Genomic DNA, 22,891 nt, shown 5'->3' with positions numbered 1-22,891 from the left:
CCGCCGGGCATCCGCTACAGCCGTCGCAACAACACCAGGGGCTGCTCCACGCAGTCGGCCACGTAGCGCAGGAATCCGCCGGCGGTGCCCCCGTCGCACACCCGGTGGTCGAAGGTGAACGAGAGCTGCACCACCTGGCGCACCGCCAGCTCGCCCTGGTGCACCCAGGGCTTCGGGGCGATCCGCCCGACCCCGAGCATCGCCGCCTCGGGGTGGTTGATGATCGGCGTCGAGCCGTCGACCCCGAAGACTCCGTAGTTGTTCAGGGTGAAGGTGCCGCCGGTGAGCTGCGCGGGGGCGAGTGCCCCGGTCCGCGCGGCCTCGGTCAGCCGGGCGATCTCCTCGGACAGCCCCTCTATGGTCCGCTTCTGTGCGTCGCGCACCACGGGGACCACCAGGCCCCGGTCGGTCTGCGCGGCGAAACCGAGGTGGACCTCGGGGAGCCGGATGATCTCCCGGCCCGCCATGTCCACCGTGGCGTTGAGCTCGGGGAAGCGCGCCAGGGCCGCCGTGCAGATACGGGCCAGGAGGGCGAGCACGGAGACCTTGGGCCCGCCCGCGGCGTTCATCGCCGCGCGGGCGGCGAGCAGTTCGGTCGCGTCGGCGTCCACCCAGCAGGTCGCGTCGGGGATCTCGCGTCGGCTGCGGGCGAGTTTGTCGGCCACGGCGCCCCGCACTCCGCGCAGCGGAACCCGCTCCCCCTGCGGGGCGACCGCGGGGGCGGGGGCGGCTGCTGGGGCGGGCGCGCCCGTGGGTGCGGGAGCCGCCACCGCTCGCTCCACGTCCACCCGCAGAATCAGCCCCTGGGGGCCTGAGCCCTTGAGCTGGCGCAGATCGACGTCGTGCTCCCGGGCCAGCCGCCGCACCAGGGGCGAGATCACCGGCAGGGGCCCGGCGGGGGCCACCGCCACCGTCTCGCGCAGCGGCCCTGGGGAGAGCTGGACGCGACGGCGCCGCGCGGCGGGACCGGCCGTGCCATAGCCGACCAGCACATTGCCCGATCCGCCGTCGGCCGCGCTCTCGGTGACCGGCGGAGCGGAGCCGTCGTCCGAGCCCTCCGGCACGGCGACCGTGATCAGCGGTGCCCCGACCGGCACCTCCGCGCCCTCCTCGCCGTAACGGGCCGTCACCACGCCGCCATAGGGGCACGGCACGTCCACCATCGCCTTGGCCGTCTCGACCTCGACCACCGGCTGGTCGACCGCGACCACATCGCCGACCTGGACCAGCCAGCGCACGATCTCGGCTCCGGTCAGCCCCTCACCCAGATCGGGCAGGGTGAACTCCCGTACGACAGCCATCAGACGGCGCTCCCCTCGGTCCACTCCGACTCCCACTGCAGCCGGGCGACGGCGTCCAGCACCCGGTCCACACCGGGCAGATGGTGCCGCTCCAGCATGGGCGGCGGATAGGGGATGTCGAATCCGGCGACCCGCAGCACGGGCGCCTCCAGATGGTGGAAGCAGCGCTCGGTGACCCGGGCGGCGATCTCCCCGCCGGGCCCGCCGAAGCCTGTGGCCTCGTGGACGACGACCGCGCGGCCGGTGCGGCGCACGGAGGCGCACACCGTGTCGTCGTCGAAGGGGACGAGCGAGCGCAGATCGACGACTTCCAGATCCCAGCCCTCGGCCCGGGCCGCCTCGGCGGCTTCGAGGCACACCGGCACGGAGGGGCCGTAGGAGATCAAGGTGGCGCTGCGCCGGCCGCCGGTGGCGGGCCTGCGCACCACCGCGCGCCCGATCGGCGGCACCTGCTCGGGGGCGTCGGCCGACCAATCGGCCTTGGACCAGTACAGCCGCTTGGGCTCGAGGAAGATCACGGGGTCGTCGGAGGCGATGGCGGCGCGCAGCAGCCCGTAGGCGTCGGCGACGGTCGCGGGGGCGACGACATGGAGCCCGGGGGTGGCCATGTAGTAGATCTCGGAGGAGTCGCTGTGGTGCTCGACCCCGCCGATGCCACCCCCGTAGGGCACCCGCACGGTGATCGGCATCGGCATCGCGCCCCGGGTGCGGTTGCGCATCCGCGAGACATGGCTGATGAGCTGCTCGAAGGACGGGTAGGCGAAGGCGTCGAACTGCATCTCGACCACCGGCCGCAGCCCGTACATGGCCATGCCCACAGCGGTGCCGAGGATGCCCGCCTCGGCGAGCGGCGTATCCGTGCAGCGGTCCTCGCCGAACTCCTTGGCGAGCCCATCGGTGATCCGGAAGACGCCGCCCAGGGTGCCCACATCCTCGCCGAGGACATGGACGGACGGGTCGGCGGCCATGGCGTCGCGCAGCGCGCGGCCGAGGGCCTGAGCCATGGTGGCGGGCTTACGGGCGGTGTCGGTCCCGATGGCGGTGGTCATCACTCCCCCTTCCCAAGGTCGCCGGCCTCGGCGTCGAGCTCCGCGCGCAGCTGGGCCGCCTGCTCGCGCAGCTGGCTGGTCCGGTCGGCGTAGACGTGCTCGAAGAGCTCCATGGGGTCAAGGACCGCGTCCTGGTGCATGCGCGTCCGCAGATCGGCGGCGAGCCGCTCCGCGGACTCCCGCGCGGCCCGGACTCCCTCGTCGTCCAGCAGACGGCGGTCCCGCATGGCGTCCTCCAGGAGCGCTATCGGGTCGTGTGCCCGCCATGCCTCGACCTCGGAGTCGGGGCGGTAGCGGGTGGCGTCGTCGGCGTTGGTGTGGGCGTCGATGCGGTACGTGACCGCCTCGACCAGGGTGGGGCCGCCTCCGCCGCGGGCCCGGCGCACCGCTTCCGCCAGGACCTGGTGGACGGCGGCCACGTCATTGCCGTCGACGAGGCGGCCGGGCATCCCGTACCCGACCGCCTTGTGGGCGAGGGAGGGCGCGGCGGTCTGCTTGGCGAGCGGGACGGAGATGGCGAATCCGTTGTTCTGGACGAGGAAGACCACCGGGGCGTGCCAGACGGCCGCGAAGTTGAGGGCCTCATGGAAGTCGCCCTCGCTGGTGCCGCCGTCGCCGACCAGGGCGAGGGCCACGACATCGTCGCCCTTGAGGCGGGCGGCGTGGGCGAGGCCGACGGCGTGCGGCAGCTGGGTGGCCAGTGGGGTGCACAGCGGGGCGACGCGGTGGGCGTGGGGGTCGTAGCCGGAGTGCCAGTCGCCGCGCAGCAGGGTCAGCGCGTCGACGGGGTCGAGCCCGCGGACCACGGCGGCCAGGGTGTCGCGGTAGCTGGGAAAGAGCCAGTCGCGGTCCTCCAGCACCATCCCGGCCGCGACCTGGCAGGCCTCCTGCCCGGTGGAGGAGGGATAGACGGCCAGCCGGCCCTGCCGGGTGAGGGCGGTGGCCTGGGCGTTGTAGCGGCGGCCGCGCACCAGCTCGCGGTGGAGCCGGGTCAGCAGATCGGGGGAGATGTCGGCGGCAGCGGCGGTGCCCAGCAGGCGGTACGGCTCCGCGTCGGGCAGCAGCGGCGCGGCCTCGACGCGGGGCTGCCAGCCGGGCGGGGGAGTGGGCCGGTAGGCACCGGGCTGCTCAAGGACCGTCATGTCGCGACCTCCTGGGCGTGGCGTACGGCGGGAGGGCGGGACGTGCCGTGCGGCATCGCCCTCTCCCTACCGATTGTTCGGTCGTTGACGCATTTTGGCTACAGGCGACCCAAGCCTGTGGACAAACGGTTCTGCAGCGCCTGTGATGAAGACAGGACGTCCATGAAGGGGAGGCGGGACGATATGCGGGGCGAACAGATGGCCAATCCGGACGGTAAACCCCCGGCACGCCCCCTGGACGCCATCGACCACGACATCCTGCGTCTGCTCCGAACGGATGGCCGTGCCTCCATACGCTCCGTGGCCGAGCAGGTGCACGTCTCGCGCGCCAACGCCTACGCCCGGATCAACCGCCTGATCGACGACGGGGTGATCCGCGGCTTCAGCGCCCGGGTGGACCAGGAACGGGCCGGGCAGGGCGCGTCCGCGTACATCACGCTGAAGATCGTCCAGAACTCCTGGCGCACCGTGCGCGAGCAGCTCCGCCAGCTCCCCGGGGCCGCCCACATCGCCCTGGTCAGCGGGGACTTCGATGTGCTGCTGCTGGTGCACACCGAGGACAACCGCTCGCTGCGCGAGCTGGTCCTCACCCGGATCCAGGCCATGCCGGAGGTGCTGAGCACCCGGACGCTGCTGGTCTTCGAGGAGACGGATCTGGACTCGGAGCCGTAGCGGGGGGCCAGTGCTCAGAGCCGTAGGACCAGCGCTGGGAGCCGTAGCGGGGGCCGGCGCTGGGAGCCTGGGGACTAGTGCTGGGATCCCGGCGACTAGTGCTGGGTGCGCAAGCCCGCGAAGGCCGTACGGACCACGGCCTCGGCCACTTCCTGGGAGGTCGCGGCCCCGCCGCGGCCCGGCCGGTACCACTCCACAATGGAGTTGATCATGCCGAAGAGCAGCCGGGTCGCCAGCCGGGCGTCCACGTCGGACCGAAGGTCGCCGTCGGCCGCCGCCTGCTTGAGCAGCTCGGCGACCTGGTGGTCGAACTCCCGGCGCCGCTCCATGGCCCACCGCTCGGTGTCCGTGTTGCCCCGGACGCGCAGCAGCAGGGTGACGTAGGGCAGCTCCTCCATCAGCACCTCGCTGGTGCGCCGGGTCACATGCTCCAGCCGTTCGATCGCCCGCCCGTCGCGCGCGGCGGGCTCCTGGAGGATGCCGAACAGCCCGTCCAGCGCACGGCTTATGGCGAGCCGGAGCAGCTCCTCCTTGCCCTTCACATGGTGGTAGATGGAGGACTTGGAGATCCCGGCGGCTCGGGAGAGGTGCTCCATGGACGTGCCGTCGTAGCCACGCTCGTTGAACACCTCCACGGCGACCGCGAGCAGCGATTCGGGCGTATAGGTGTCGCGCTTGGCCATGGTCATGATTAGAGCAGCCTCTCATCGGCGGCGGCACGCCGGATCAGCGCCTGGGAGGGGGCGTAGCGGCCGGTCGGACAGGCTTGGTGGAGGTTGCGCAGGGTGTCGCGGACCCAGCGGGCGCCGAGCGCGCGCCCCCAGGCCAGCGGTCCGCGCGGGTAGTTGACCCCTGTCAGCATGGCGGTGTCTACGTCCTCGGGGCTCGCCACCCCGCGTGCGACGGCGTCCTCGGCGAAGTCCACGAGCATCGCGACCGTGCGGGCCACGACCATGCCGGGGACGTCCTGGACCACGCTGACGGCCTTACCGAGCGCCTGGAACAGGCCGATCGCGGACCGCAGGGACTCCTCGGTGGCGGCCGGGGACGGCGCGAGGGCGATGCGGGTGGCGGTGCGGTAGTCCAGCGCCAGGTCGAAGCGGACCGACGCGGCGACGGGGTCATCGGTGGCGGTCGTGCCGTCGGTCAGGGACAGGCGGGTGCCGTCGGGCAGGGCGAGATGTCCCCCGACGGGCTCGCGGGTCACCGGAATGCCCGCCTCCTCGATGAGGCCCACCAGCCCTTGCGCCGGCCCCAGGTCGCCGTGGAGGGCGACCTTCGCGGGCGGCTCACACGGCTCGGCGGTGTGCGGGGCGGGCCGCCCGGCACCCTCGGAGTGGTCGAACCAGCCGTGGCCCGTCTTGCGCCCGAGCCGTCCGGCGGCCACGAGCTGCCGCTGGGCGAGCGACGGCGTGAATTTCGGATCGTGGAACAGCGCTTCCCACACGGATCGGGTGACGGCCTCGTTCACGTCCTGGCCGATCAGGTCGGTGAGCTCGAAGGGGCCCATCCGGAAGCCGCCGGACTCCCGCAGCACGGCGTCCAGGGTGGCGGGGTCGGCGGCGCGTTCCTCGTACGCCCGGAACGCCTCGGCGTAGAAGGGGCGGGCGATCCGGTTGACGATGAATCCGGGGGTGTCGGCGCAGCGCACCGGGGTCTTTCCCCAGGCCGCGACGGTGGCGTGGGCACGGTCGGCGGCGGCCTCGTCCGTGGCCGCGCCGCGCACCACCTCCACCAGCGGCATCAGCGGGGCCGGATTGAAGAAGTGCAGGCCGACGAGGCGGCCGGGGCGGCGCAGGACGCCCGCGACGGCCGTGACGGAGAGGGAGGAGGTGTTGGTGGCGAGCAGACAGCCGTCGGAGACCACCGACTCCAGCGCGGTGAACAGCTGCTGCTTGGCGCCGAGTTCCTCGAGGATCGCCTCGACCACCAGCTCCGCCTCGACCAGGTCCGCGAGGTCGGCGACGGGGGCGAGACGGCCGAGGGCCGCGTCATGGTCGGCGGCCGTGAGGCGCTCCTTGGCGACCAGCCGGCCGAGCCGGGCCGCGATGGCGTCGGCGGCCTGGGAGGCGCGGCCGGGCGCCGCGTCGTAGAGCCGCACGGGATGGCCCGCGGCCAGCGCCACCTGGGCGATCCCCTGGCCCATCGTGCCGGTGCCGATGACGGCGACGACGCCGGCGCGGTCGATCCCACGGTCGATCGCAGTCATGCCGCAGATCCTTTTCGACGAAGTTATCCACAGGTTCGTCAGGCCCTCTTGTCCCGACCGATCGTTCGGTTACTCTAACTCTGTCGCCCATTCCAGCCCAGCCCCAGCTCGACGAGGAGTTGGTCAGTCGTGACCGCCGCACTCACCACCGCGCAGTTGACGCAAGAGCACCGCCCCACCCTCGACCAGGCCCTGGAGGCGATTCGTACCCGCGCCTATTGGTCCCCGCACCCCGAGCACCCGAAGGCTTACGGCGGCGAGGGCCAGAGCGGGCGCCCGAGCCTGAGCGTCGCCGAGGGCCAGGCCGCGTTCGAGGCGCTGCGCGGCCGGCGCATCGAGCTGGACCAGCCGGGCACCGACATCTGGACGGGCTCCGAAGTCTCGCCGTTCGGTGTCGAGATGGGCATGGAGTATCCGCATCCGGACCTCGACGCGCTGCTCCCGGCGATGCAGGCGGGGATGTCCGCCTGGCGGGAGGCCGGCCCGGAGACGCGGGCCATGGTGTGTCTGGAGATCCTGGCCCGGATCGGCGCCCGGTCGCATGAGTTCGCCCAGGCCGTCATGCACACCAGCGGTCAGGCATACATGATGGCCTTCCAGGCCGGCGGCCCCCACGCCCAGGACCGCGGCCTGGAGGCGGTGGCTTACGCGTTCGCCGAGCAGACCCGCACCCCCGGCGCCGCGGACTGGTCCAAGCCGCAGGGCAAGCGCGACCCGCTGCGCCTGCGCAAGACGTTCACGGCCGTCCCGCGCGGTATCGCGCTGCTGATCGGCTGCAACACCTTCCCGACGTGGAATGGCTATCCGGGGCTCTTCGCCTCGCTCGCCACCGGCAATCCGGTGCTGGTCAAGCCCCACCCCCAGGCCGTGCTGCCGCTGGCGCTGACCGTCCAGGTGGCGCGGGAGGTGCTGAAGGAGGCGGGGTTCAGCCCCGATCTGGTGACGCTTGCCGCCGAGCGGCCGGACGAGGGGATCGCCAAGGTCCTCGCCGTCCGCCCCGAAATCCGCATCATCGACTACACGGGCTCGACCGCCTTCGGCGACTGGCTGGAGACCCATGCCCGCCAGGCCCAGGTCTTCACCGAGAAGGCGGGGGTCAACACGGTGGTGATCGACTCCACCGACGACTACCAGGGCATGCTGGCCAACCTGGCGTTCTCCCTGTCCCTCTACAGCGGCCAGATGTGCACCACCCCGCAGAATCTGCTGATTCCCCGCGACGGCATCACCACCGACGCCGGCCCCAAGACCTACGACGAGGTGGTGGCCGACCTGGCGGCGGCGGTGGACGGGCTGCTGGGCGACGATGCCCGGGCGAGCGCGCTGCTGGGCGCGATCGTGGGCCCGCGGGTCCAGGAGCGGCTGGAGGCCGCGCCCGGCCTGGGCGCGGTCGCCCTGGCCTCGCGCACGGTGACCCACCCCGACTTCCCGGGCGCCACGGTCCGTACGCCGCTGATGGTCAAGGCGGACGGCGCCCGGAAGTTCTGGGAGGGGGCCGATGCGGACGCGCCCTATCTGTCCGAGTGCTTCGGCCCGGTCTCCTTCGCCGTCGCCGTCGACTCCACACAGGACGCGGTCGCGCTGCTGCGCCGGACCACCCGGGACAAGGGTGCGATGACGGTCGGCGCGTACACCTCCTCACCGGAGGCGGAGCGGCTGATCGAGGAGGCGTGCCTGGAGGAGTGTGCCCAGCTGTCGCTCAATCTGACCGGCGGGGTGTATGTGAACCAGACCGCGGCGTTCTCGGACTTCCACGGCTCGGGCGGCAACCCGTCGGCCAACGCCACGCTGTGCGACGGGGCGTTCGTGGCCGGCCGCTTCCGGATGATCGAGGTCCGCCGCCCGGCGGAGTAACAAGACCCGGTGTGCGGCGCGCGGTACGCGGGGCGTGTCACCGCACATGCCCCGCCCGCCCCGCCTGGAGCCCGTCCGCCCCCGCCCGGACACGGCCTCGGGCGGGGGCGGACGGGGCCCGGACAAGGCGGAGCGGGCCCAGCCGAGCCGTGGCGTCGGGGCCCAGGTGGCGCGGGCGGGGCCGCGGCGTCGGGGACTGAGCAGGTCGGACGAAGTCCACCGCGGTTCAGCAGGTGCCCTGAAGGGGCGCGGGGCTGTGTCGATGTGCGGCTCCGCCGCGGCTGTGTCGATGTGCGGCTCCGCCGCGTGGGCGACCAGCCACGATGGCACCACAGACGACCGACGGCACGGCGCGGCACATCCAGCGGAGCGCTCAGGCGGGGTGGGCGGGGCCGCCCCAGTGGAAGAGGGCCATGGCCACGCTGGTGGCCAGGTTGTAGCTGGACACCTGCGGCCGCATGGGGAGGGCCACCAGCGCGGTGGCCCGCTTCCGCAGCTCCGGCGAGATCCCGTGCCGCTCGGAGCCGAAGGCGAGCAGCGCGTCATCGGGGATGGTCACGGACCGGATGTCCTCCCCCTCCGCGTCCAGCACATACAGCGGCCCCTCCGGGAGGGCGTCGCCCGGCAGCCGCTCGACCGCGGTGGCGAAGTGAAGCCCGGCGCCGGACCGCACGGCGTTCGGATGCCAGGGATCGATATCGCCGGTGGTGACCACGCCGGTGGCCCCGAAGCCTGCGGCGAGCCGGACCACGGCCCCGACGTTCCCCAGGTTGCGGGGGTTGTCCAGGACGACCACCGGGGCAGTCCGGGGCTGCTTGGACAGCTCGTCCAGATTCCCCTGCCTGCCGCGCCGTACCGCCAGCGCGGCGACCCGTGTGGGGTGCACCCGGGGCACCAGATCGCGCAGGGTCCCGGCCTCCACCTCCACCAGGAGATCCGCGATCGTCTCGGTGAGATCGTCGGCCAGTCCCTCGGCGAGTTCCACGGCGGCCGCCTTGTCGCTGGTGGCCGCGGCACGCACGTCCGCGCCGAACCGCAGCGCGTGCTTCAGCGCGTGGAAGCCGTCGAGCAGCACGGTCTCGGGGGCCGTCGCGCGCCAGTGCCGTACGGCCTGCGCAGCCTCGTCATCGATCATTCCCCCAGCGTACGAGGGTGTCAGCCGCGGGTTCCCGGTCGCTCTCCCGCACCCGCTGCCCCGGCAGCCACACCGCGCGCGCCGTCAGCCGGTCCCGGGCCCGGCCCAGCCGCGCCTCGGCCCAGCGCAGGAAGTTCGTCGGCAGGAAGACCGAGTCCGCCGCGATCACGGCGAGCGAGAAGAAGGGCAGCCCCAGCATCACGGCGATACCAAGGTGCTCCAGCATCAGCAGGACCAGCATCACGTTCTTGGCCCGCCGGTTGAGCAGGGTGAACGGGAAGGCCACCTGGACGATGACCGTGCCGTAGGTCAGCACCATCACCAGGGTGCCGCTGGACGCCATGAGGTCGGTCAGCCCCGGCCAGGGCGAGAAGTAGTCCAGATGCAGCGGGTAGTAGAGGGCGGTGCCGTCCTGCCAGCGCGAGCCCTGGATCTTGTACCAGCCGGCCGTGGCGTACAGCAGACACACCTCGGCCATGATCACCAGCAGGGCACCGTTGTGCGCCACATTGGCGAGCGCGTCCAGAACGGTGCGCGGCTCCCCCGGTGCGTAACGCTGGACGAGCCACCAGCCGGCCTGGACGATCCACAGCCCCCAGAGCACGGTGGCCCAGCCCAGCCCGGGCAGCGGGCCGTCGGAGGTCAGGAAGAGCCGGGCGTCGGTGAACAGCTGCACCCAGAACAGGGCGGTCCCGGTGATGGCCCACAGCACGATTCCGGTGGTGTCGCGCGGCGATCCCTCGCGGTCCGCCTGCCGGGCCGCCCGGCGCGCGTCCAGCGACCACACCTGACCGCACCGGGTCAGCACCAGGTACATCGACATCAGATGGATGAGATTGTCGCCGCCGTCCCCCACGAAGATGGAGCGGTTCTGCAGCGACAGCACCCCGATCATGAACAGCACGGACATGGTGCGGGTACGCCAGCCCACCAGCAGCAGCGCGCTGGAGACGAGGGCGAGGGCGTAGACGACCTCGAACCACACCCCGCCGTCGGACCACATGAGCGCGCTGAAGGCGCGGTTGCCATCGATCAGCCGCGCGGCCATGTCCCAGTTCCACGGACCGTCCGGCCCGTACAGCTCCCGGCGGTGCGGCCATTCGCGCACCAGGAAGAGCAGCCAGGTGAAGGAGAAGCCGATGCGCACGACGGCGCTCTGCCGGGGGCCGAGCGCGGATCCGGTGACGCGGGTGTAGCCATGCGCCACGGCGGTCTGGAGGCGGGCGGAGGGGGTCACCGGCTCTTCGCCTCCGGGATGTCATCGGTGGTCACCGTCCACCATGGCAGCGTCCGGTAGATCGTCTTGGTGTCGATCTTCTCGTCGCTCCAGGACGGCGGGGCCACCGGAGTGGTCGCGGAGCGCACCTGTATTCGCTCCACGGCGCCGCCGTCCTCCTCGCGACCGAAGCGGAGCATCACGATCCGGCGGATGTACTGCTCGGAGAGGCTGCCGCGCATGCCCTGCGGCCGCTCCTGCGCGTCATGCGAGCCGACGTAGAACTCCCAGGCGCGGCGCAGCTCGTTCTGCTGGGTGTGACTGGGCAGCGGATTGTGGCGGATGGCCGCCCCGTCCTGGGCCGAGAGGTCGCGCCAGCCGGTGGTCGCGGTGCCGCCCTCGCGGGTGCGGATCTCGGCGCGGGCCTGGACGGCGATGTTCTGCTGGAGCGGGTTGGGGGCGAAGAGCTTCCAGACCCGTTCGAACTCCGGATAGATGTAGTCGTCGATCGCCGCGCCGTGCCGCTTGGTGAGGGTGTTGGGCGGTGAGACGGCCAGAAAGGCCGCCGAGAGATGGATCGCGGCGGCGACGGCGGCGACCGCGATGCCCACCGCGATGATCAGCTGGGCGGGCAGGGAGAGCGCGGTGAGCGGTTCCGCCACGTCGTCGTCCGGCCTCGGGTCCGTCGATTCCGGGTCCGTCGGTCCCGGCTCCGGCTCCGTCCCGGCCATACCCCGCCCCGCCATACCCGCCCCGCTCCCGATGGTCCAGGTCTTCGCGCACGCCGGTCGGCCGCGCGCCCCGTGGCCCCCACGCCCCCGGCACCGTACCCATGCGGAACCACTCGGCACAGCGTCCTCAGCGTTATCCACAGGGTTGACACCCTACGTTCCTCAGCACACCATTGAACCGAACGATCGGTCGGTCGGCTGGCCGGTCGGCGGAGACGGATGGGCGGAGGGGCTTCGCATGACGACGATGGCGGCGGACGCGGGGGCGTACGAGGCGGTGTTCGACGCCGCCCTGGCCGCGGACGAGCGCATCGAGCCGCGCGACTGGATGCCCGATGACTACCGGGCCACGCTGGTGCGGCAGATGGCGCAGCACGCCCACTCGGAGATCATCGGCATGCAGCCGGAGGCCAACTGGATCACCCGCGCCCCCTCGCTGCGGCGCAAGGCGATCCTGATGGCCAAGGTCCAGGACGAGGCGGGCCACGGCCTGTATCTCTACAGCGCGGCCGAAACCCTGGGCACCAGCCGGGAGGAGCTGCTCGACAAGCTCCACAGCGGCCGCCAGAAGTACTCCTCGATTTTCAACTACCCCACGCTGACCTGGGCCGATGTCGGAGCCATCGGCTGGCTGGTGGACGGCGCCGCGATCACCAACCAGGTACCGCTGTGCCGCTGCTCCTACGGGCCCTACGCACGGGCGATGGTCCGCATCTGCAAGGAGGAGTCCTTCCACCAGCGCCAGGGGTATGAGCTGCTGCTGGCCCTGAGCCAAGGCACCGAGGCCCAACACGCCATGGCGCAGGACGCGGTGGACCGCTGGTGGTGGCCGTCGCTGATGATGTTCGGCCCGCCGGACGACGCCTCGGCCCACTCCGCCCAGTCGATGGCCTGGAAGATCAAGCGCCACTCCAATGACGAGCTGCGCCAGCGCTTCGTCGACATCTGCGTCCCCCAGGCCGAATCCCTCGGCCTCACCCTCCCCGACCCCGAGCTGCGGTGGAGCGAGGAGCGGGGGCATTACGACTTCGGGCCGATCGACTGGGACGAGTTCCGCGAGGTCCTGCGGGGAAACGGCCCGTGCAACACCCAGCGCATCACCCAGCGGCGCCGGGCCCATGAGGAAGGCGCCTGGGTGCGCGAGGCGGCCGCGGCACACGCGGCCAAGCACGGGAAGGCACAGGCATGAGCGGCAGCCCGAGCACCGAGTGGCCGCTGTGGGAGGTGTTCGTCCGCAGCAGGCGCGGACTGTCGCACACCCACGCCGGCTCCCTCCACGCCCCGGACGCGGAGATGGCTTTGCGGAACGCACGGGATCTGTACACCCGGCGCTCGGAAGGCGTCTCGATATGGGTGGTGCCGTCCGCCGAGATCACCGCCTCCTCCCCGGACGAGCGGGATCCGTTCTTCGAGCCGTCCGCCGACAAGCCCTACCGCCACCCCACCTTTTACGCGATCCCGGAGGGGGTGCGGCATCTATGACCGCGGCCCTCGCCCTGGGCGACGACGCGCTGGTGCTCTCCCACCGGCTGGGGGAGTGGGCCGGGCGCGCCCCCGTGCTGGAAGAGGAGGTCGCGCTCGCCAATATCGCCCTCGACCTGCTCGGCCAGGCCCGGGTGCTGCTCTCGCTCGTCGGCGACGAGGACGAGCTGGCGTATCTGCGCGAGGAGCGGGCGTTCCGGAACGTCCAGCTGGTCGAGCAGCCAGGCGGTGACTTCGCCCAGACCATCGCCCGCCAGCTCTACTTCTCCACCTACCAGGAGCTGTTGTACGAGCGGCTGGCGCGCGGCACCGGCCCTTTCGCCCCGCTCGCCGCCAAGGCGGTCAAGGAGGTGGCCTACCACCGCGACCACGCCGAGCAGTGGACCCTGCGGCTCGGCGACGGCACGGAGGAGAGCCATGAGCGGATGCGGCGGGGGCTGGACGCGCTCTGGCGGTTCACCGGTGAGCTCTTCGAGCCGATCGAGGGGTGCGAGGTGGAGTGGCACACGCTGCACGACGCCTGGCTGACCCGGATCACCTCGGTCCTGGAGCGCGCCACCCTGGCGGTGCCCGAGGGGCCGCGGCGCGGCGGCTGGGCGGCCGGGGCGGGGCGCCAGGGCCTGCACACCGAGCCGTTCGGCCGGATGCTCGCCGAGATGCAGCATCTGCACCGCAGCCACCCGGGGGCGACATGGTGACGCCCACGCCCTCCCCGGCACCCACGCCTCCCGCGTCCGGCACCACCCCGCTCGAGGAAGAGCTGCTGCGGCTGGCCGGCTCCGTGCCGGACCCCGAGCTGCCGATGGTGTCCCTGGCAGAGCTGGGCGTGATGCGCGGGCTGCGGCTGCTGGGGCCGGGCCGGGTGGAGGTGGACCTGACGCCCACCTACACCGGCTGCCCGGCGCTGGAGTCGATGGCCACCGATATCGAGCGGGTGCTCCATGACCACGGCGTCCCCGAGGTCGCCGTGCACACGGTCCTCTCCCCGCCCTGGACGACGGACGCGATCAGCGCCGAGGGCCGCCGCAAGCTGGCGGAGTCCGGCATAGCGCCACCCGTGCCGAGCCGTGCGGCGGCGGACGGCCCGGTCCCGGTGGCCCTGGCGGTGCGCTGCCCGCAGTGCGGCTCGACCGAGACCGAGCTGCTGAGCCGCTTCTCCTCCACCGCCTGCAAGGCGCTGCGCCGCTGCACGGCCTGCGGTGAACCGTTCGACCACTTCAAGGAGTTGTGATGGCCGCGGAGGCGGTGCAGCGGGCCACGCCCCGCCACGGCGCGTTCCACCCGCTGCGGGTGGCGGCGGTCGACCGGCTCACCGATGACGCGGTGATGGTCACCCTCCTGGTGCCGCCCGCACTGCGAGAGACGTTCCGCTTCACCGCGGGGCAGCACATCGCGGTGCGCCGGTTCGCGGACGGCGCGGAGATCCGTCGGACGTACTCGCTGTGCACCCCGGCCCCGGGCGCGGAGGGCCCGGAGTTCCTGCGGATCGGGGTGCGGCTGGTCGAGGGCGGTGAGTTCTCGGCCTATGCCCTCAAGGAGCTGGCGGTCGGCGAGGTCATGGAGGTGATGGCCCCGGCCGGCCGTTTCGTCCTGGAGCCCCGGCCCGGCCATTTCGCGGCGGTCGTCGGCGGCAGCGGCATCACCCCCGTGCTGTCCATCGCGGCCACCCTGCTCAGTCGGCAGCCCGAGGCGCGGTTCTGCCTGATCCGCAGCGACCGCACCGCGGCCTCGACGATGTTCCTGGAGGAGGTCGCCGACCTCAAGGACCGCTGGCCCGACCGGTTCCAGCTGGTGTGCGCGCTCTCCCGGGAGGAGCAGCAGGCCGGGCTGGTGTCCGGGCGGCTCGACGAGGAGCGGCTGGCCGCGCTGCTGCCGGCGCTGCTGCCGGTCGCCTCGGTGGACGGCTGGTTCCTGTGCGGGCCCTACGGCCTGGTGCGCGCCGCCGAGCGGGCGCTGCGCGGCCTCGGGGTCTCCCGCGGCCGGGTCCATCAGGAGATCTTCCATGTGGAGGCGGCGCCCGCCGAGGACGTCTCCCCCGTGCCGGATCCGGCGCGGACCGCGTCGCAGAGCTCGGTCACGGCGACCCTGGACGGCCGGTCGGGCACCTGGCCGGTCCAGGCCGGGGAACCGCTGCTGGAGACCGTGCTGCGCAACCGGGCCGACGCGCCGTATGCGTGCAAGGGCGGGGTCTGCGGGACCTGCCGGGCCTTCCTGGTCTCCGGCGAAGTGCGGATGGACCGTAACTTCGCGCTGGAGCCGGACGAGGTGGAGGCGGGCTATGTGCTGGCCTGTCAGTCCCATCCGGTGGGCGAGCGGGTGGAGCTGGACTTCGATCGCTGACGCTCCGGGCGCGGCACCGGCGTTCCCTTCTTGTAGAACCTGTTCTATCTTGACGTGCCGTCAGGTAAAGCCGCGGCGCGGGAGGTACGGACAGTGGACTTCACCTTCACCGAGGAGCAGCAGGCGGCCGTCGAAGCGGCGAAGGCCGTCTTCTCCTCCGTCACACCGGACAGCGTGCCCAGTCCCGCGCTGACCGCCGGCGCCGTCGCCGAGGACTTCGACCGCGCGCTGTGGCGGAAGCTCGCCGAGAGCGATCTGCTCGGCCTGAGCCTCGACCCCCAGTACGGGGGCTCGGGCCTCGACCCGCTCGCCCTGTGCCTGGTGCTGCGGGAATGCGGCCGAGTGCTGGCCCGGGTGCCAGTGCTGGAGTCCAGCGCCGCGGCGCTGGCCGTGCAGCGCTACGGCGGGGTCGAGTTGCGCACCGCCGTGCTGCCCCGGGCCGCGAGCGGTGAGCTGGTCCTCACCGTGGCCTCCAGCGGCCGCACCGGCCATGGCCCGGCCGAACTCGCCGTCCAGGCGCGGCGTAACGGGGACGGCTGGGTGCTGGACGGCGTCCAGACCGCGGTCCCTTGGGCCCATGGCGCCGATCATGTGCTGCTCCCGGCCCACACCGGGGAGGGCCGGACGATCCTCGCCCTGGTCCCCCGCGACCATGAGGGCGTCGCCCTCGATGAGCAGATCTCCACCAGCGGTGAGCGCCAGGCCGAGATCCGGCTGGACGGAGTGCGGCTCGCCGACCGCGAGGTGCTGGCCGCGGACGGCGTCTGGGAATGGCTGCGCGATCTCCTCACCACCGGCACCTGTGCGCTCGCGCTGGGCCTCGGCTCGGCGGTGCTGGACCTCACCAGCTCCTATGTGAGCGAGCGCGAGCAGTTCGGCTTCCCGCTCGCCAGCTTCCAGGCGGTCGCCGTGCAGACCGCCGACCGCTATATCGATCTGCGGGCCATGGAGGCCACGCTGTGGCAGGCGGCCTGGCGGCTGTCCCTGGCCGAGGAGCGGCCGACGGCGAGCGGGGCGCTCCCCATCGCGGGGGATGTCGCCGTCGCCAAGATCTGGGCCGCCGAGGGCGTGCGCCGCGTCGTGCAGACCGCACAGCATCTGCACGGCGGCTTCGGCGCGGTCACCGACTACCCCCTGCACCGCTACCACGCCTGGGGCAAGCAGCTGGAGCTCTCGCTGGGGTCCGCCGCCGCCCATGAGGAGGCGCTGGGCGAACTCCTCGCCGCCCACCCCCTCGGCTGATCGGGGGCCCCGCCGATCGTAGGGAAACTCCTAGAGCACAAAGGCTCCTTCGGCGGAGTCGTCGGGGCCGCTCACCATCGGCCGGCCCGCCGCGTCCCAGGCGAGCATCCCGCCGTCCACGTTCACCGCGTCCAGGCCCTGCGCGACCAGGTACTGGGTCACCTGCGCGGAGCGGCCGCCGACCCGGCACATCACATGCACCCGCTGTCCCTCGCCGACCTTCGCGGTCAGCTCGTCGAACCGCGCCACGACCTGGCCCATCGGGATGTGCAGCGCGCCCTCGACATGCCCGGCCGCCCACTCGTCGTCCTCCCGGACATCCAGCAGAAGGCCATCGGCCGGTACCGCCGCCGCCTCCATCTGGGGAAGCTGGGCAAAATGCATCAGACACACCTCTCACATGACATCGGCAGCTGCGGCAAACCTACTACCGCATCAGCTCCGCGAGCCGGGTCTCCTTCTCCGCGGCCTGGGCCAGCAGCTGCTCGGCGATCTCGTCCAGCAGCCGGTCGGGGTCCTCCGGCGCCATCTTGATCATCGCGCCGATCGCGCTCGACTCCAGCTCCGCGGCGACCGCGGCCAGCATCTCCTTGCGCTCGGCCAGCCACTCCAGCCGGGCGTACAGCTCCTCGCTGCGGCTCGCCCGCCGCTCCGGCGGCGGCGGACCGGCCTCCCACTCCTCGGCCAGCGCCCGCAGCGCCTCCTCGTCCCCGGCCGCGTACGCCGCGTTGACCCGCACGATGAAGGCACCGCGCCGCTCCCGCTCGGCCTCCTCCTCAGCCAGATCCGGATGGGCCTTACGGGCCAGCTCCCGGTAGATCCGGCGGGCCTCCTCACTCGGCCGCACCCGCGGCGGCGGCTGCACGGGCCGCTCGGTGAGCATCGCGGCCGCCTCCGGCGAGAGCCCCTCCGAGTCGATCCAGCCGTGGAACAGCTCCTCCACGCCCGGCATCGGCTGCACCAGCCCCCGCGCCTCATGGGCCTTGCGGATGTCCTCCGGATCACCGGTCCGCGCCGCGACCGCCTCGGCGATCAGCGCGTCCAACTCGTCGAGGCGCGAGTACATCGGCCCGAGCCGCTGGTGGTGCAGCCGGGAGAAGTTCTCCACCTCCACCCGGAAGGTCTCCACCGCAATCTCGAACTCGATCAGCGCCTGCTCGGCCGCGCGCACCGCCCGCTCCAGACGCTCGGCGGCCTGAGCCTCCTCCTGGGCACGGGCATCCCCGGCGTCCGCGGCGTCCCCGGAACCGGCGTCCCCGGACGACCCCGCGTCCCCCGGTCCGGCATCTCCGGACCGGGAGTCCTCGGACCAGGGCCCCTGGGACCGCGTCTCCCCAGACCACGCCTCCCCGGACCTTGTCTCCCCGGATCGCGTCTCCCCGGACCGGTCGTGCGACTCCGCCTGGGGCTCCGCGTCCGACACCGACTGCCGTGCCTGCTGCTGCGCTTCCGGATTCGTCACCCGCTCAGACTACGTCCGGCGGTGATCGGCGACCGAGCTCGCACCCCCGCCCCGCGCCTCACACCCCCATCTCGGCCGCTATCCGACCGTTGCGCACCGCCACGACCAGCGCGGAGTGATCCGCTTCCGTGCGATCCGCGTACGCCACCGCGAAGGTGGCCACCGCCTCGTCCAGCTCCTCCCCCTTGCCGCAGTAACCGGCCAGCAGCCGAGGGTCCGCGCTGTGGGCATGCGCCCGCGCCAGCAGCGCCCCGGTCATCCGCCCGTAGTCGTCCATCTGATCCGCCGCAAGCGCCGCCGGGTCCACGCTTCCCTTGCGGTTGCGGAACTGCCGCACCTGGTAATGCCGGCCCCGCACCGTCGTCCACCCCAGCAGGATGTCGCTGACCACCTGCATCCGCTTCTGGCCGAGCACCACCCGCCGCCCCTCATGTGTGACGTCCGGCACCTCGAAACCGGCCTTGGCCACATGCGGCAGCAGCGCGGAGGGGCGAGCCTCCTTCACCTGGAGCACCATCGGCTCGCCGCGGTGGTCGAGCAGGAGCACCACATAGGAGCGGGTGCCCACGCTGCCCGTGCCGACCACCCGGAACGCCACATCGTGCACCTCGTACCGCGAGAGCAGCGGCAGCCGGTCCTCCGGCAGCGTGCCCAGATACTCGGCGAGCGAGGAGGCCACCGCCGCCGCCTCCTCGTCCGGCACCCTCCGCAGCACCGGCGGCGCGTCCACGAAGCGCCGGGCCTCCGGCCGGCCGGAGGAGCCCTCCTCGCCCGGCACGGGCTCGGTGGACCGGGCCGCGTACCGCGCGCTGGTGTTCCGCCGGGCCTTCTCGGAGATCCGCTCCAGCGTCCCGACCAGGTCCTTGGCGTCCGTGTGGGAGACCAGCTCCTCGTCCGCGATCGCGTTCCACGCGTCCGCCGCCGGCAACTTGGCCAGCAGCCGCACCGTGCGCCGATAGGCGCCCACGGCGTCCTGGGCCGCCGCCCGGCAGATGTCCTCGTCGGCTCCCGCCTCCCGGCCGGCCAGCACCAGCGAGACCGCGAGCCGCTTCACATCCCACTCCCACGGGCCGTGGACGGTCTCGTCGAAGTCGTTCAGATCGATGATCAGGCCACCGCGCGCATCTCCGTAGATCCCGAAGTTTGCGGCGTGGGCATCGCCACAGAGCTGTACCCCGATACCGGTCACCGGCGTGGCCGTGAGGTCATGTCCCATCAGCCCGGCGGCCCCGCGCAGAAAGGAGAAGGGGCCCGCGGCCATCCGCCCCACCCGGATCGGGGTGAGCTCCGGAAGCCGCCCGGCATTCGACCGCTCGACCGCCGCCACCGGATCCGGCCGCCCGTCGGCCCTCGGCGGCTCGGCATGCGCCGAGCGCGGCACTCGCTTGCGCAGCGCCTTGCCCATCCGCCGGGGAGACGGCCCGTCACCGCGCCAGACGGCGAAGCCCGGAACCGGCGGCAGCCGCCGGGCCGCCCCGCCCGCGGTGCCCTCGCCGCCCGGCCCCCGCCCGCCGCTCTCCGCGCTCCGGCCGCCCTCGCCGCTTCCGGCGCCCAGACCGCTCCGGACGTCCGTCATCGCGCCCCCGCTTTCCTCGCACACGACATCGACTGAGCAGACCGTACCCCCTGCCACCCCACCCCGTCAGAGCCTGTGGAAAACCTCGGCGATCATGGTGAAACCCCTGATCAGACGCGACTCATCCCGGCCCGGCCCAGCCCCAGCCGCAAAACTCAGCCCGAGCCCCCGGCCCAGGCCCAGCCACGGAACCAGCCCCGGCCCGAGCCCCAGGCCCAGGCCCAGGCCCAGCCACGGAACCAGCCCCGGCCCCAGCCTCAGCCCCGGAACTGCTCCGGGCAGTCCTCGCCACCCGAGGGCAGATGGCTCTCCGCCCACCGCGACAGCTCCTTCAGCGCGGGCTCCAGCGCCTTCCCCGCGTCGGTCAGCCGATAGGCCACCCGCAGCGGCGGCCCGGCGTCGACCTCCCGCACCACCAGACCCGCCGCGGAGAGCTCGGTGAGCCGGTCCGACAACATCCGCTCACTGATCCCCGGGATGGCCCGCCGCAGATCGGCGAAGTACGCCGCCTGCTCCGTCAGCACGGCCACGATGAGCCCCGTCCAGCGCTTGCCGAACAGCTCGAAGAACCGCGTCATCTCGCCGTCGACCTGCTTGCAGGCCTGCTCGTTGTGCTCCCCACGATCCTTCGCCATGGAATACAGACTACTGCGTTCCGGTTCGGGACTGCAGAAAAGTAAGCTACTGTGCCATCTGTAAGTACGTAGGTATTACGGGCTCCTTACCGAGCCCTCTTCACTGGAGGCATCCATGCCGACTCTTCTGCACATCGACACGTCCGTCTTCCCCGGTGAAGCCTCCGCTTCCCGCTCGGTCACGGCCACCTTCCGCAAGGAATGGGAAGCCCAGCACCCGAACGGCACGGTGATCTACCGCGACCTGGCCGCCGAGCCGCTGCCGCACCTGGACGGCCTCGCCGCCGCAGCCGGTTTCGCCGCTCCCGATCAGCGCTCGCCCGAGCAGCACGCCGCCTTCGCCCTGCGGGAGACCCTTGCCAGTGAGCTCGAGCAGGCGGACACGGTCCTGATCGCCGCCCCGATGTACAACTTCACGATCCCCTCCACCCTCAAGGCGTGGCTGGATCACGTGATCATCATGGGCCGCACCGCGGGCGCCGAGCAGACCACCACCTCGGGCACCCCGACCGTCGTCGTCGCCAGCCGTGGCGGCGGCTACGGCCCCGGCACTCCCCGGGAGAGCTTCGAGTTCGTCACGAACTACCTGGGGAAGGCGCTGGGCGACGGGCTCGGCCTCGATGTCACCTTCGTTGTGCCGGAACTCACGCTGGCCCGCAGCAATCCGGCAATGGCCGAGCTGGTCGAGGCCTCGGACGCCTCCAAGGCGAAGGCCCACGAGGAGGCCGCGGCCAAGGCCAAGGAGCTCGCCGCCCGCTTCGCCGCCTGATCAGTCCGACCATCTGATCAGTCCGACCGCCTGATCAATACGACCATCTGGTCAGGCTGACCGACCGATCAGCCTGACCGACCAACTCAGCCCGACCCGCCCGATCCCGTCCCACCCGGGCATCAGGCCACAGGGGCCTCCCCTCCTCGGGGAGGCCCCTAGCCATTTCCCTGGGAAGGCAAGGCCCCGGCAAAGCTCCGGCAAGGCCACTGCCACAACGCGAACACAACGCGAAGCGGGCCTCCCAGAAGCGACTTTCGTCACTTCTGGGAGGCCCGCTCCGACTGGTGCGCGAGGGGGGAGTTGAACCCCCACGCCCTTTCGGGCACTGGAACCTGAATCCAGCGCGTCTGCCTATTCCGCCACCCGCGCATGGGTGCTGCCGTCCGGTCACTCCTTCCGCTCCCCGGTTGATCGTCTCGATCCGTCCGGTTCGTGTGGAGCGCCTTTCGACATCCAGAACATTAGCACGCCCTCCGGGGTGCAATCACACCCGTTACCGGCGCCCCCGCCCCCACCCGTCCGTGGAGCGTCACGGTTGCGGGACACTGTCGTCAGGGCACCTCTACGATCCCTGTGAGAGGTGACACTGCTCCACAGGGCCAGGAAGGGGAACCACCCGATTTCCCGACGCGTGGATACGATCAGTAAGCAGTACCAGGACGGCATAGAGCACGAGTGACGGAAGGAGGTGCCCCGTGGGAGTACTGAAACGCTTCGAGCAGCGTCTCGAGGGCCTCGTGAACGGCACCTTCGCCAAGGTGTTCAAGTCCGAGGTCCAGCCTGTCGAGATCGCCGGCGCCCTCCAGCGGGAGTGCGACAACAACGCCACGATCTGGAACCGCGACCGGACGGTCGTCCCCAATGACTTCATCGTCGAGCTGAGCACGCCCGACTACGAGCGGCTCAGCCCGTATTCCGGACAGCTCGGCGACGAGCTGGCCGGCATGGTCCGCGACTACGCCAAGCAGCAGCGTTACACCTTCATGGGCGCCATCAAGGTGCATCTGCAGAAGGCCGACGATCTCGACACCGGCCTCTACCGGGTGCGCAGCCGGACGCTGGCGTCCAGCGAGTCCCAGGACTCGCAGCAGGCGCCGGGCCGCCCCGGCGCCGGAGCCCCGCAGCAGCGCCCCGGCGGTTACGGCTACCCCGCCCAGCCCGCCGGTGCCCCGCCGATGCCGTCCACGCCCCCCGGCGCCCGTCCGGTGCCCCGCACCAGCGGAGCCGGGGCCGGCGCCGGAGCCCAGCAGCAGGGCCAGACCCGCCGCTGGATCGAGATCAATGGCAGCCGCCACCAGATCTCCCGGCCCACGCTCGTGCTGGGCCGCTCCACCGATGCTGACGTGCGGATCGACGATCCCGGTGTCTCCCGCAGACACTGCGAGATCCGGGTCGGAACCCCACCGACCGTCCAGGATCTCGGGTCGACCAACGGCATCGTGGTGGACGGACAGCACACCACGCGCGCTACGCTCCGCGACGGCTCGCGGATCGTCGTGGGCAGCACCACCATCGTTTACCGGCAAGCCGAAGGGTGAAGCGGGGGCAATGTCAGAGCTGACCCTCACGGTCATGCGGTTGGGTTTCCTCGCCGTACTGTGGCTGTTCGTCATCGTGGCCGTCCAGGTCATCCGCAGCGACCTGTTCGGGACCCGCGTGACCCAGCGCGGTTCGGCGCGGCGCGGCGCCCCCGACCGGCCGCAGCAGCAGCAACAGCGGCAGAGCGCGCCGCCGCCGCAGCGCCAGCAGTCCGGTGGCCGCGGCCGCCGTGGTGCCCCCACCAAGCTGGTGGTCTCCGAGGGCACGCTCACCGGCACCACGGTCGCCCTCCAGGGGCAGACCATCACCCTCGGCCGTGCGCACGATTCAACAATCGTGCTGGACGACGACTACGCCTCCAGCCGGCATGCCAGGATCTACCCGGACCGTGACGGCCAGTGGATCGTCGAGGATCTCGGGTCCACCAACGGCACGTATCTCGACCGGACCCGACTCACCACACCGACACCGATCGCGCTGGGTGCACCGATTCGCATCGGCAAGACCGTCATCGAGCTGCGGAAGTAGTAGGAC

The 22,891-nt window shown here is 72.1% G+C and carries 23 protein-coding genes and 1 tRNA gene; 11 read left to right on the top strand and 13 right to left on the bottom strand.

What is annotated here, in order from left to right; genetic code table 11:
* Nucleotides 1-14 precede the first annotated feature (14 nt).
* Genes ACFYOY_RS05610 through pdhA form a run of 3 tightly spaced genes read right to left on the bottom strand, consistent with a single transcriptional unit; the run spans nucleotide 15 to nucleotide 3,492 of the window.
* The gene (locus ACFYOY_RS05610) at nucleotides 15-1,301 is read right to left on the bottom strand and encodes a dihydrolipoamide acetyltransferase family protein (protein WP_351883557.1); all 1,287 of its coding nucleotides are present in this window, start codon (nucleotides 1,299-1,301) and stop codon (nucleotides 15-17) included.
* Nucleotides 1,301-2,350, bottom strand: a complete 1,050-nt coding sequence (locus ACFYOY_RS05605) for an alpha-ketoacid dehydrogenase subunit beta (protein ID WP_388584974.1) — start codon at nucleotides 2,348-2,350, stop codon at nucleotides 1,301-1,303. The genes ACFYOY_RS05610 and ACFYOY_RS05605 overlap by 1 nt, the downstream gene beginning before the upstream one ends.
* The gene (pdhA, locus tag ACFYOY_RS05600; protein WP_351883561.1) at nucleotides 2,350-3,492 is read right to left on the bottom strand and encodes a pyruvate dehydrogenase (acetyl-transferring) E1 component subunit alpha; all 1,143 of its coding nucleotides are present in this window, start codon (nucleotides 3,490-3,492) and stop codon (nucleotides 2,350-2,352) included. The genes ACFYOY_RS05605 and pdhA overlap by 1 nt, the downstream gene beginning before the upstream one ends.
* A gap of 183 nt (nucleotides 3,493-3,675) precedes the next feature.
* Between pdhA and ACFYOY_RS05595 the strand changes: the two genes are divergently transcribed.
* The gene (locus ACFYOY_RS05595; protein ID WP_351883563.1) at nucleotides 3,676-4,164 is read left to right on the top strand and encodes an Lrp/AsnC family transcriptional regulator; all 489 of its coding nucleotides are present in this window, start codon (nucleotides 3,676-3,678) and stop codon (nucleotides 4,162-4,164) included.
* A 95-nt stretch (nucleotides 4,165-4,259) separates the two neighbouring features.
* Here the strand turns inward: ACFYOY_RS05595 and ACFYOY_RS05590 are convergent, their stop codons facing one another.
* Entirely contained in the window at nucleotides 4,260-4,853 is a 594-nt protein-coding gene (locus tag ACFYOY_RS05590; protein ID WP_351883565.1) for a TetR/AcrR family transcriptional regulator, read from the bottom strand.
* Nucleotides 4,854-4,855: 2 nt separating this feature from the next.
* Complete coding sequence (locus tag ACFYOY_RS05585) at nucleotides 4,856-6,373, bottom strand: 3-hydroxyacyl-CoA dehydrogenase (RefSeq protein ID WP_388584969.1); 1,518 nt, start codon at nucleotides 6,371-6,373, stop codon at nucleotides 4,856-4,858.
* Between the two features lie 129 nt (nucleotides 6,374-6,502).
* On the opposite strand from ACFYOY_RS05585, the gene paaN reads away from it, so the two are divergent.
* Entirely contained in the window at nucleotides 6,503-8,227 is a 1,725-nt protein-coding gene (paaN, locus tag ACFYOY_RS05580) for a phenylacetic acid degradation protein PaaN (protein WP_388584966.1), read from the top strand.
* Nucleotides 8,228-8,600: 373 nt separating this feature from the next.
* On the opposite strand, the gene ACFYOY_RS05575 is transcribed toward paaN, so the two are convergent.
* Genes ACFYOY_RS05575 through ACFYOY_RS05565 form a run of 3 tightly spaced genes read right to left on the bottom strand, consistent with a single transcriptional unit; the run spans nucleotide 8,601 to nucleotide 11,240 of the window.
* Complete coding sequence (locus tag ACFYOY_RS05575; RefSeq protein ID WP_388584962.1) at nucleotides 8,601-9,362, bottom strand: TrmH family RNA methyltransferase; 762 nt, start codon at nucleotides 9,360-9,362, stop codon at nucleotides 8,601-8,603.
* Complete coding sequence (locus ACFYOY_RS05570; RefSeq protein ID WP_351883573.1) at nucleotides 9,352-10,599, bottom strand: HTTM domain-containing protein; 1,248 nt, start codon at nucleotides 10,597-10,599, stop codon at nucleotides 9,352-9,354. The genes ACFYOY_RS05575 and ACFYOY_RS05570 overlap by 11 nt, the downstream gene beginning before the upstream one ends.
* Nucleotides 10,596-11,240, bottom strand: coding sequence for a DUF5819 family protein (locus tag ACFYOY_RS05565; protein WP_388584958.1), 645 nt, complete (start codon nucleotides 11,238-11,240; stop codon nucleotides 10,596-10,598). The genes ACFYOY_RS05570 and ACFYOY_RS05565 overlap by 4 nt, the downstream gene beginning before the upstream one ends.
* A 307-nt stretch (nucleotides 11,241-11,547) precedes the next feature.
* Here ACFYOY_RS05565 and paaA point away from each other — a divergent pair, with 307 nt between their 5' ends.
* The 6 genes from paaA (at nucleotide 11,548) to ACFYOY_RS05535 (ending at nucleotide 16,373) form a co-directional block, all read left to right on the top strand.
* On the top strand, nucleotides 11,548-12,498 hold the full coding sequence (gene paaA, locus ACFYOY_RS05560) for a 1,2-phenylacetyl-CoA epoxidase subunit PaaA (protein WP_351883577.1): 951 nt from the start codon (nucleotides 11,548-11,550) through the stop codon (nucleotides 12,496-12,498).
* Nucleotides 12,495-12,791 carry a 1,2-phenylacetyl-CoA epoxidase subunit PaaB gene (gene paaB / locus ACFYOY_RS05555; protein WP_344316284.1) on the top strand — a complete coding sequence of 99 codons (297 nt, stop codon included), beginning with the start codon at nucleotides 12,495-12,497 and terminating at the stop codon, nucleotides 12,789-12,791. The genes paaA and paaB overlap by 4 nt, the downstream gene beginning before the upstream one ends.
* Nucleotides 12,788-13,489 carry a 1,2-phenylacetyl-CoA epoxidase subunit PaaC gene (paaC, locus tag ACFYOY_RS05550; RefSeq protein ID WP_351883579.1) on the top strand — a complete coding sequence of 234 codons (702 nt, stop codon included), beginning with the start codon at nucleotides 12,788-12,790 and terminating at the stop codon, nucleotides 13,487-13,489. Before paaB ends, paaC begins: the two co-directional genes overlap by 4 nt.
* The gene (gene paaD / locus ACFYOY_RS05545) at nucleotides 13,483-14,022 is read left to right on the top strand and encodes a 1,2-phenylacetyl-CoA epoxidase subunit PaaD (RefSeq protein WP_388584954.1); all 540 of its coding nucleotides are present in this window, start codon (nucleotides 13,483-13,485) and stop codon (nucleotides 14,020-14,022) included. The genes paaC and paaD overlap by 7 nt, the downstream gene beginning before the upstream one ends.
* A complete protein-coding gene (locus tag ACFYOY_RS05540; RefSeq protein ID WP_351883583.1) occupies nucleotides 14,022-15,131 on the top strand; it encodes a 2Fe-2S iron-sulfur cluster-binding protein in 1,110 nt (369 codons plus the stop codon). The genes paaD and ACFYOY_RS05540 overlap by 1 nt, the downstream gene beginning before the upstream one ends.
* A 93-nt stretch (nucleotides 15,132-15,224) precedes the next feature.
* Nucleotides 15,225-16,373: an acyl-CoA dehydrogenase family protein gene (locus ACFYOY_RS05535; RefSeq protein WP_388585289.1), complete on the top strand. Its 1,149-nt coding sequence runs from the start codon at nucleotides 15,225-15,227 to the stop codon at nucleotides 16,371-16,373.
* Nucleotides 16,374-16,403: 30 nt separating this feature from the next.
* Here the strand turns inward: ACFYOY_RS05535 and ACFYOY_RS05530 are convergent, their stop codons facing one another.
* From ACFYOY_RS05530 to ACFYOY_RS05515, 4 genes are all read right to left on the bottom strand, one after another.
* Complete coding sequence (locus tag ACFYOY_RS05530; RefSeq protein ID WP_351883585.1) at nucleotides 16,404-16,757, bottom strand: rhodanese-like domain-containing protein; 354 nt, start codon at nucleotides 16,755-16,757, stop codon at nucleotides 16,404-16,406.
* 43 nt (nucleotides 16,758-16,800) lie between these two features.
* Nucleotides 16,801-17,835, bottom strand: coding sequence for a hypothetical protein (locus ACFYOY_RS05525; protein WP_351883587.1), 1,035 nt, complete (start codon nucleotides 17,833-17,835; stop codon nucleotides 16,801-16,803).
* Nucleotides 17,836-17,893: 58 nt separating this feature from the next.
* On the bottom strand, nucleotides 17,894-19,411 hold the full coding sequence (locus ACFYOY_RS05520; protein WP_351883589.1) for a DUF2252 domain-containing protein: 1,518 nt from the start codon (nucleotides 19,409-19,411) through the stop codon (nucleotides 17,894-17,896).
* Between the two features lie 257 nt (nucleotides 19,412-19,668).
* Nucleotides 19,669-20,046, bottom strand: a complete 378-nt coding sequence (locus ACFYOY_RS05515) for a helix-turn-helix domain-containing protein (protein ID WP_351883591.1) — start codon at nucleotides 20,044-20,046, stop codon at nucleotides 19,669-19,671.
* A gap of 115 nt (nucleotides 20,047-20,161) precedes the next feature.
* On the opposite strand from ACFYOY_RS05515, the gene ACFYOY_RS05510 reads away from it, so the two are divergent.
* Nucleotides 20,162-20,815 (top strand): NAD(P)H-dependent oxidoreductase, encoded by a 654-nt coding sequence (locus tag ACFYOY_RS05510; protein WP_351883593.1) that lies wholly within the window; start codon nucleotides 20,162-20,164, stop codon nucleotides 20,813-20,815.
* Between the two features lie 285 nt (nucleotides 20,816-21,100).
* On the opposite strand, the gene ACFYOY_RS05505 is transcribed toward ACFYOY_RS05510, so the two are convergent.
* Nucleotides 21,101-21,187: transfer RNA gene (locus ACFYOY_RS05505), tRNA-Leu, on the bottom strand.
* A 326-nt stretch (nucleotides 21,188-21,513) separates the two neighbouring features.
* Between ACFYOY_RS05505 and ACFYOY_RS05500 the strand changes: the two genes are divergently transcribed.
* Entirely contained in the window at nucleotides 21,514-22,356 is an 843-nt protein-coding gene (locus ACFYOY_RS05500) for a DUF3662 and FHA domain-containing protein (RefSeq protein ID WP_059143765.1), read from the top strand.
* 10 nt (nucleotides 22,357-22,366) lie between these two features.
* Nucleotides 22,367-22,885, top strand: coding sequence for an FHA domain-containing protein (locus ACFYOY_RS05495; protein WP_014053590.1), 519 nt, complete (start codon nucleotides 22,367-22,369; stop codon nucleotides 22,883-22,885).
* The last annotated feature ends 6 nt before the right edge of the window (nucleotides 22,886-22,891 follow it).

The organism is Streptomyces sp. NPDC007875, from assembly GCF_042868035.1.
GTDB lineage: Bacteria > Actinomycetota > Actinomycetes > Streptomycetales > Streptomycetaceae > Streptomyces > Streptomyces antimycoticus.
This window is presented reverse-complemented; position numbering and strand designations above follow the sequence as displayed.

Excerpts from the sequence above, each read along its gene's own strand:
- ACFYOY_RS05610 (WP_351883557.1), bottom strand. The coding sequence starts at position 1,301 with ATGGCTGTCGTACGGGAGTTCACCCTGCCCGATCTGGGTGAGGGGCTG.
- ACFYOY_RS05605 (WP_388584974.1), bottom strand. The coding sequence starts at position 2,350 with ATGACCACCGCCATCGGGACCGACACCGCCCGTAAGCCCGCCACCATG.
- pdhA (WP_351883561.1), bottom strand. The coding sequence starts at position 3,492 with ATGACGGTCCTTGAGCAGCCCGGTGCCTACCGGCCCACTCCCCCGCCC.
- ACFYOY_RS05595 (WP_351883563.1), top strand. The coding sequence starts at position 3,676 with ATGCGGGGCGAACAGATGGCCAATCCGGACGGTAAACCCCCGGCACGC.
- ACFYOY_RS05590 (WP_351883565.1), bottom strand. The coding sequence starts at position 4,853 with ATGACCATGGCCAAGCGCGACACCTATACGCCCGAATCGCTGCTCGCG.
- ACFYOY_RS05585 (WP_388584969.1), bottom strand. The coding sequence starts at position 6,373 with ATGACTGCGATCGACCGTGGGATCGACCGCGCCGGCGTCGTCGCCGTC.
- ACFYOY_RS05575 (WP_388584962.1), bottom strand. The coding sequence starts at position 9,362 with ATGATCGATGACGAGGCTGCGCAGGCCGTACGGCACTGGCGCGCGACG.
- paaA (WP_351883577.1), top strand. The coding sequence starts at position 11,548 with ATGACGACGATGGCGGCGGACGCGGGGGCGTACGAGGCGGTGTTCGAC.
- paaB (WP_344316284.1), top strand. The coding sequence starts at position 12,495 with ATGAGCGGCAGCCCGAGCACCGAGTGGCCGCTGTGGGAGGTGTTCGTC.
- paaC (WP_351883579.1), top strand. The coding sequence starts at position 12,788 with ATGACCGCGGCCCTCGCCCTGGGCGACGACGCGCTGGTGCTCTCCCAC.
- paaD (WP_388584954.1), top strand. The coding sequence starts at position 13,483 with ATGGTGACGCCCACGCCCTCCCCGGCACCCACGCCTCCCGCGTCCGGC.
- ACFYOY_RS05540 (WP_351883583.1), top strand. The coding sequence starts at position 14,022 with ATGGCCGCGGAGGCGGTGCAGCGGGCCACGCCCCGCCACGGCGCGTTC.
- ACFYOY_RS05530 (WP_351883585.1), bottom strand. The coding sequence starts at position 16,757 with ATGCATTTTGCCCAGCTTCCCCAGATGGAGGCGGCGGCGGTACCGGCC.
- ACFYOY_RS05520 (WP_351883589.1), bottom strand. The coding sequence starts at position 19,411 with ATGACGGACGTCCGGAGCGGTCTGGGCGCCGGAAGCGGCGAGGGCGGC.
- ACFYOY_RS05515 (WP_351883591.1), bottom strand. The coding sequence starts at position 20,046 with ATGGCGAAGGATCGTGGGGAGCACAACGAGCAGGCCTGCAAGCAGGTC.
- ACFYOY_RS05510 (WP_351883593.1), top strand. The coding sequence starts at position 20,162 with ATGCCGACTCTTCTGCACATCGACACGTCCGTCTTCCCCGGTGAAGCC.
- ACFYOY_RS05495 (WP_014053590.1), top strand. The coding sequence starts at position 22,367 with ATGTCAGAGCTGACCCTCACGGTCATGCGGTTGGGTTTCCTCGCCGTA.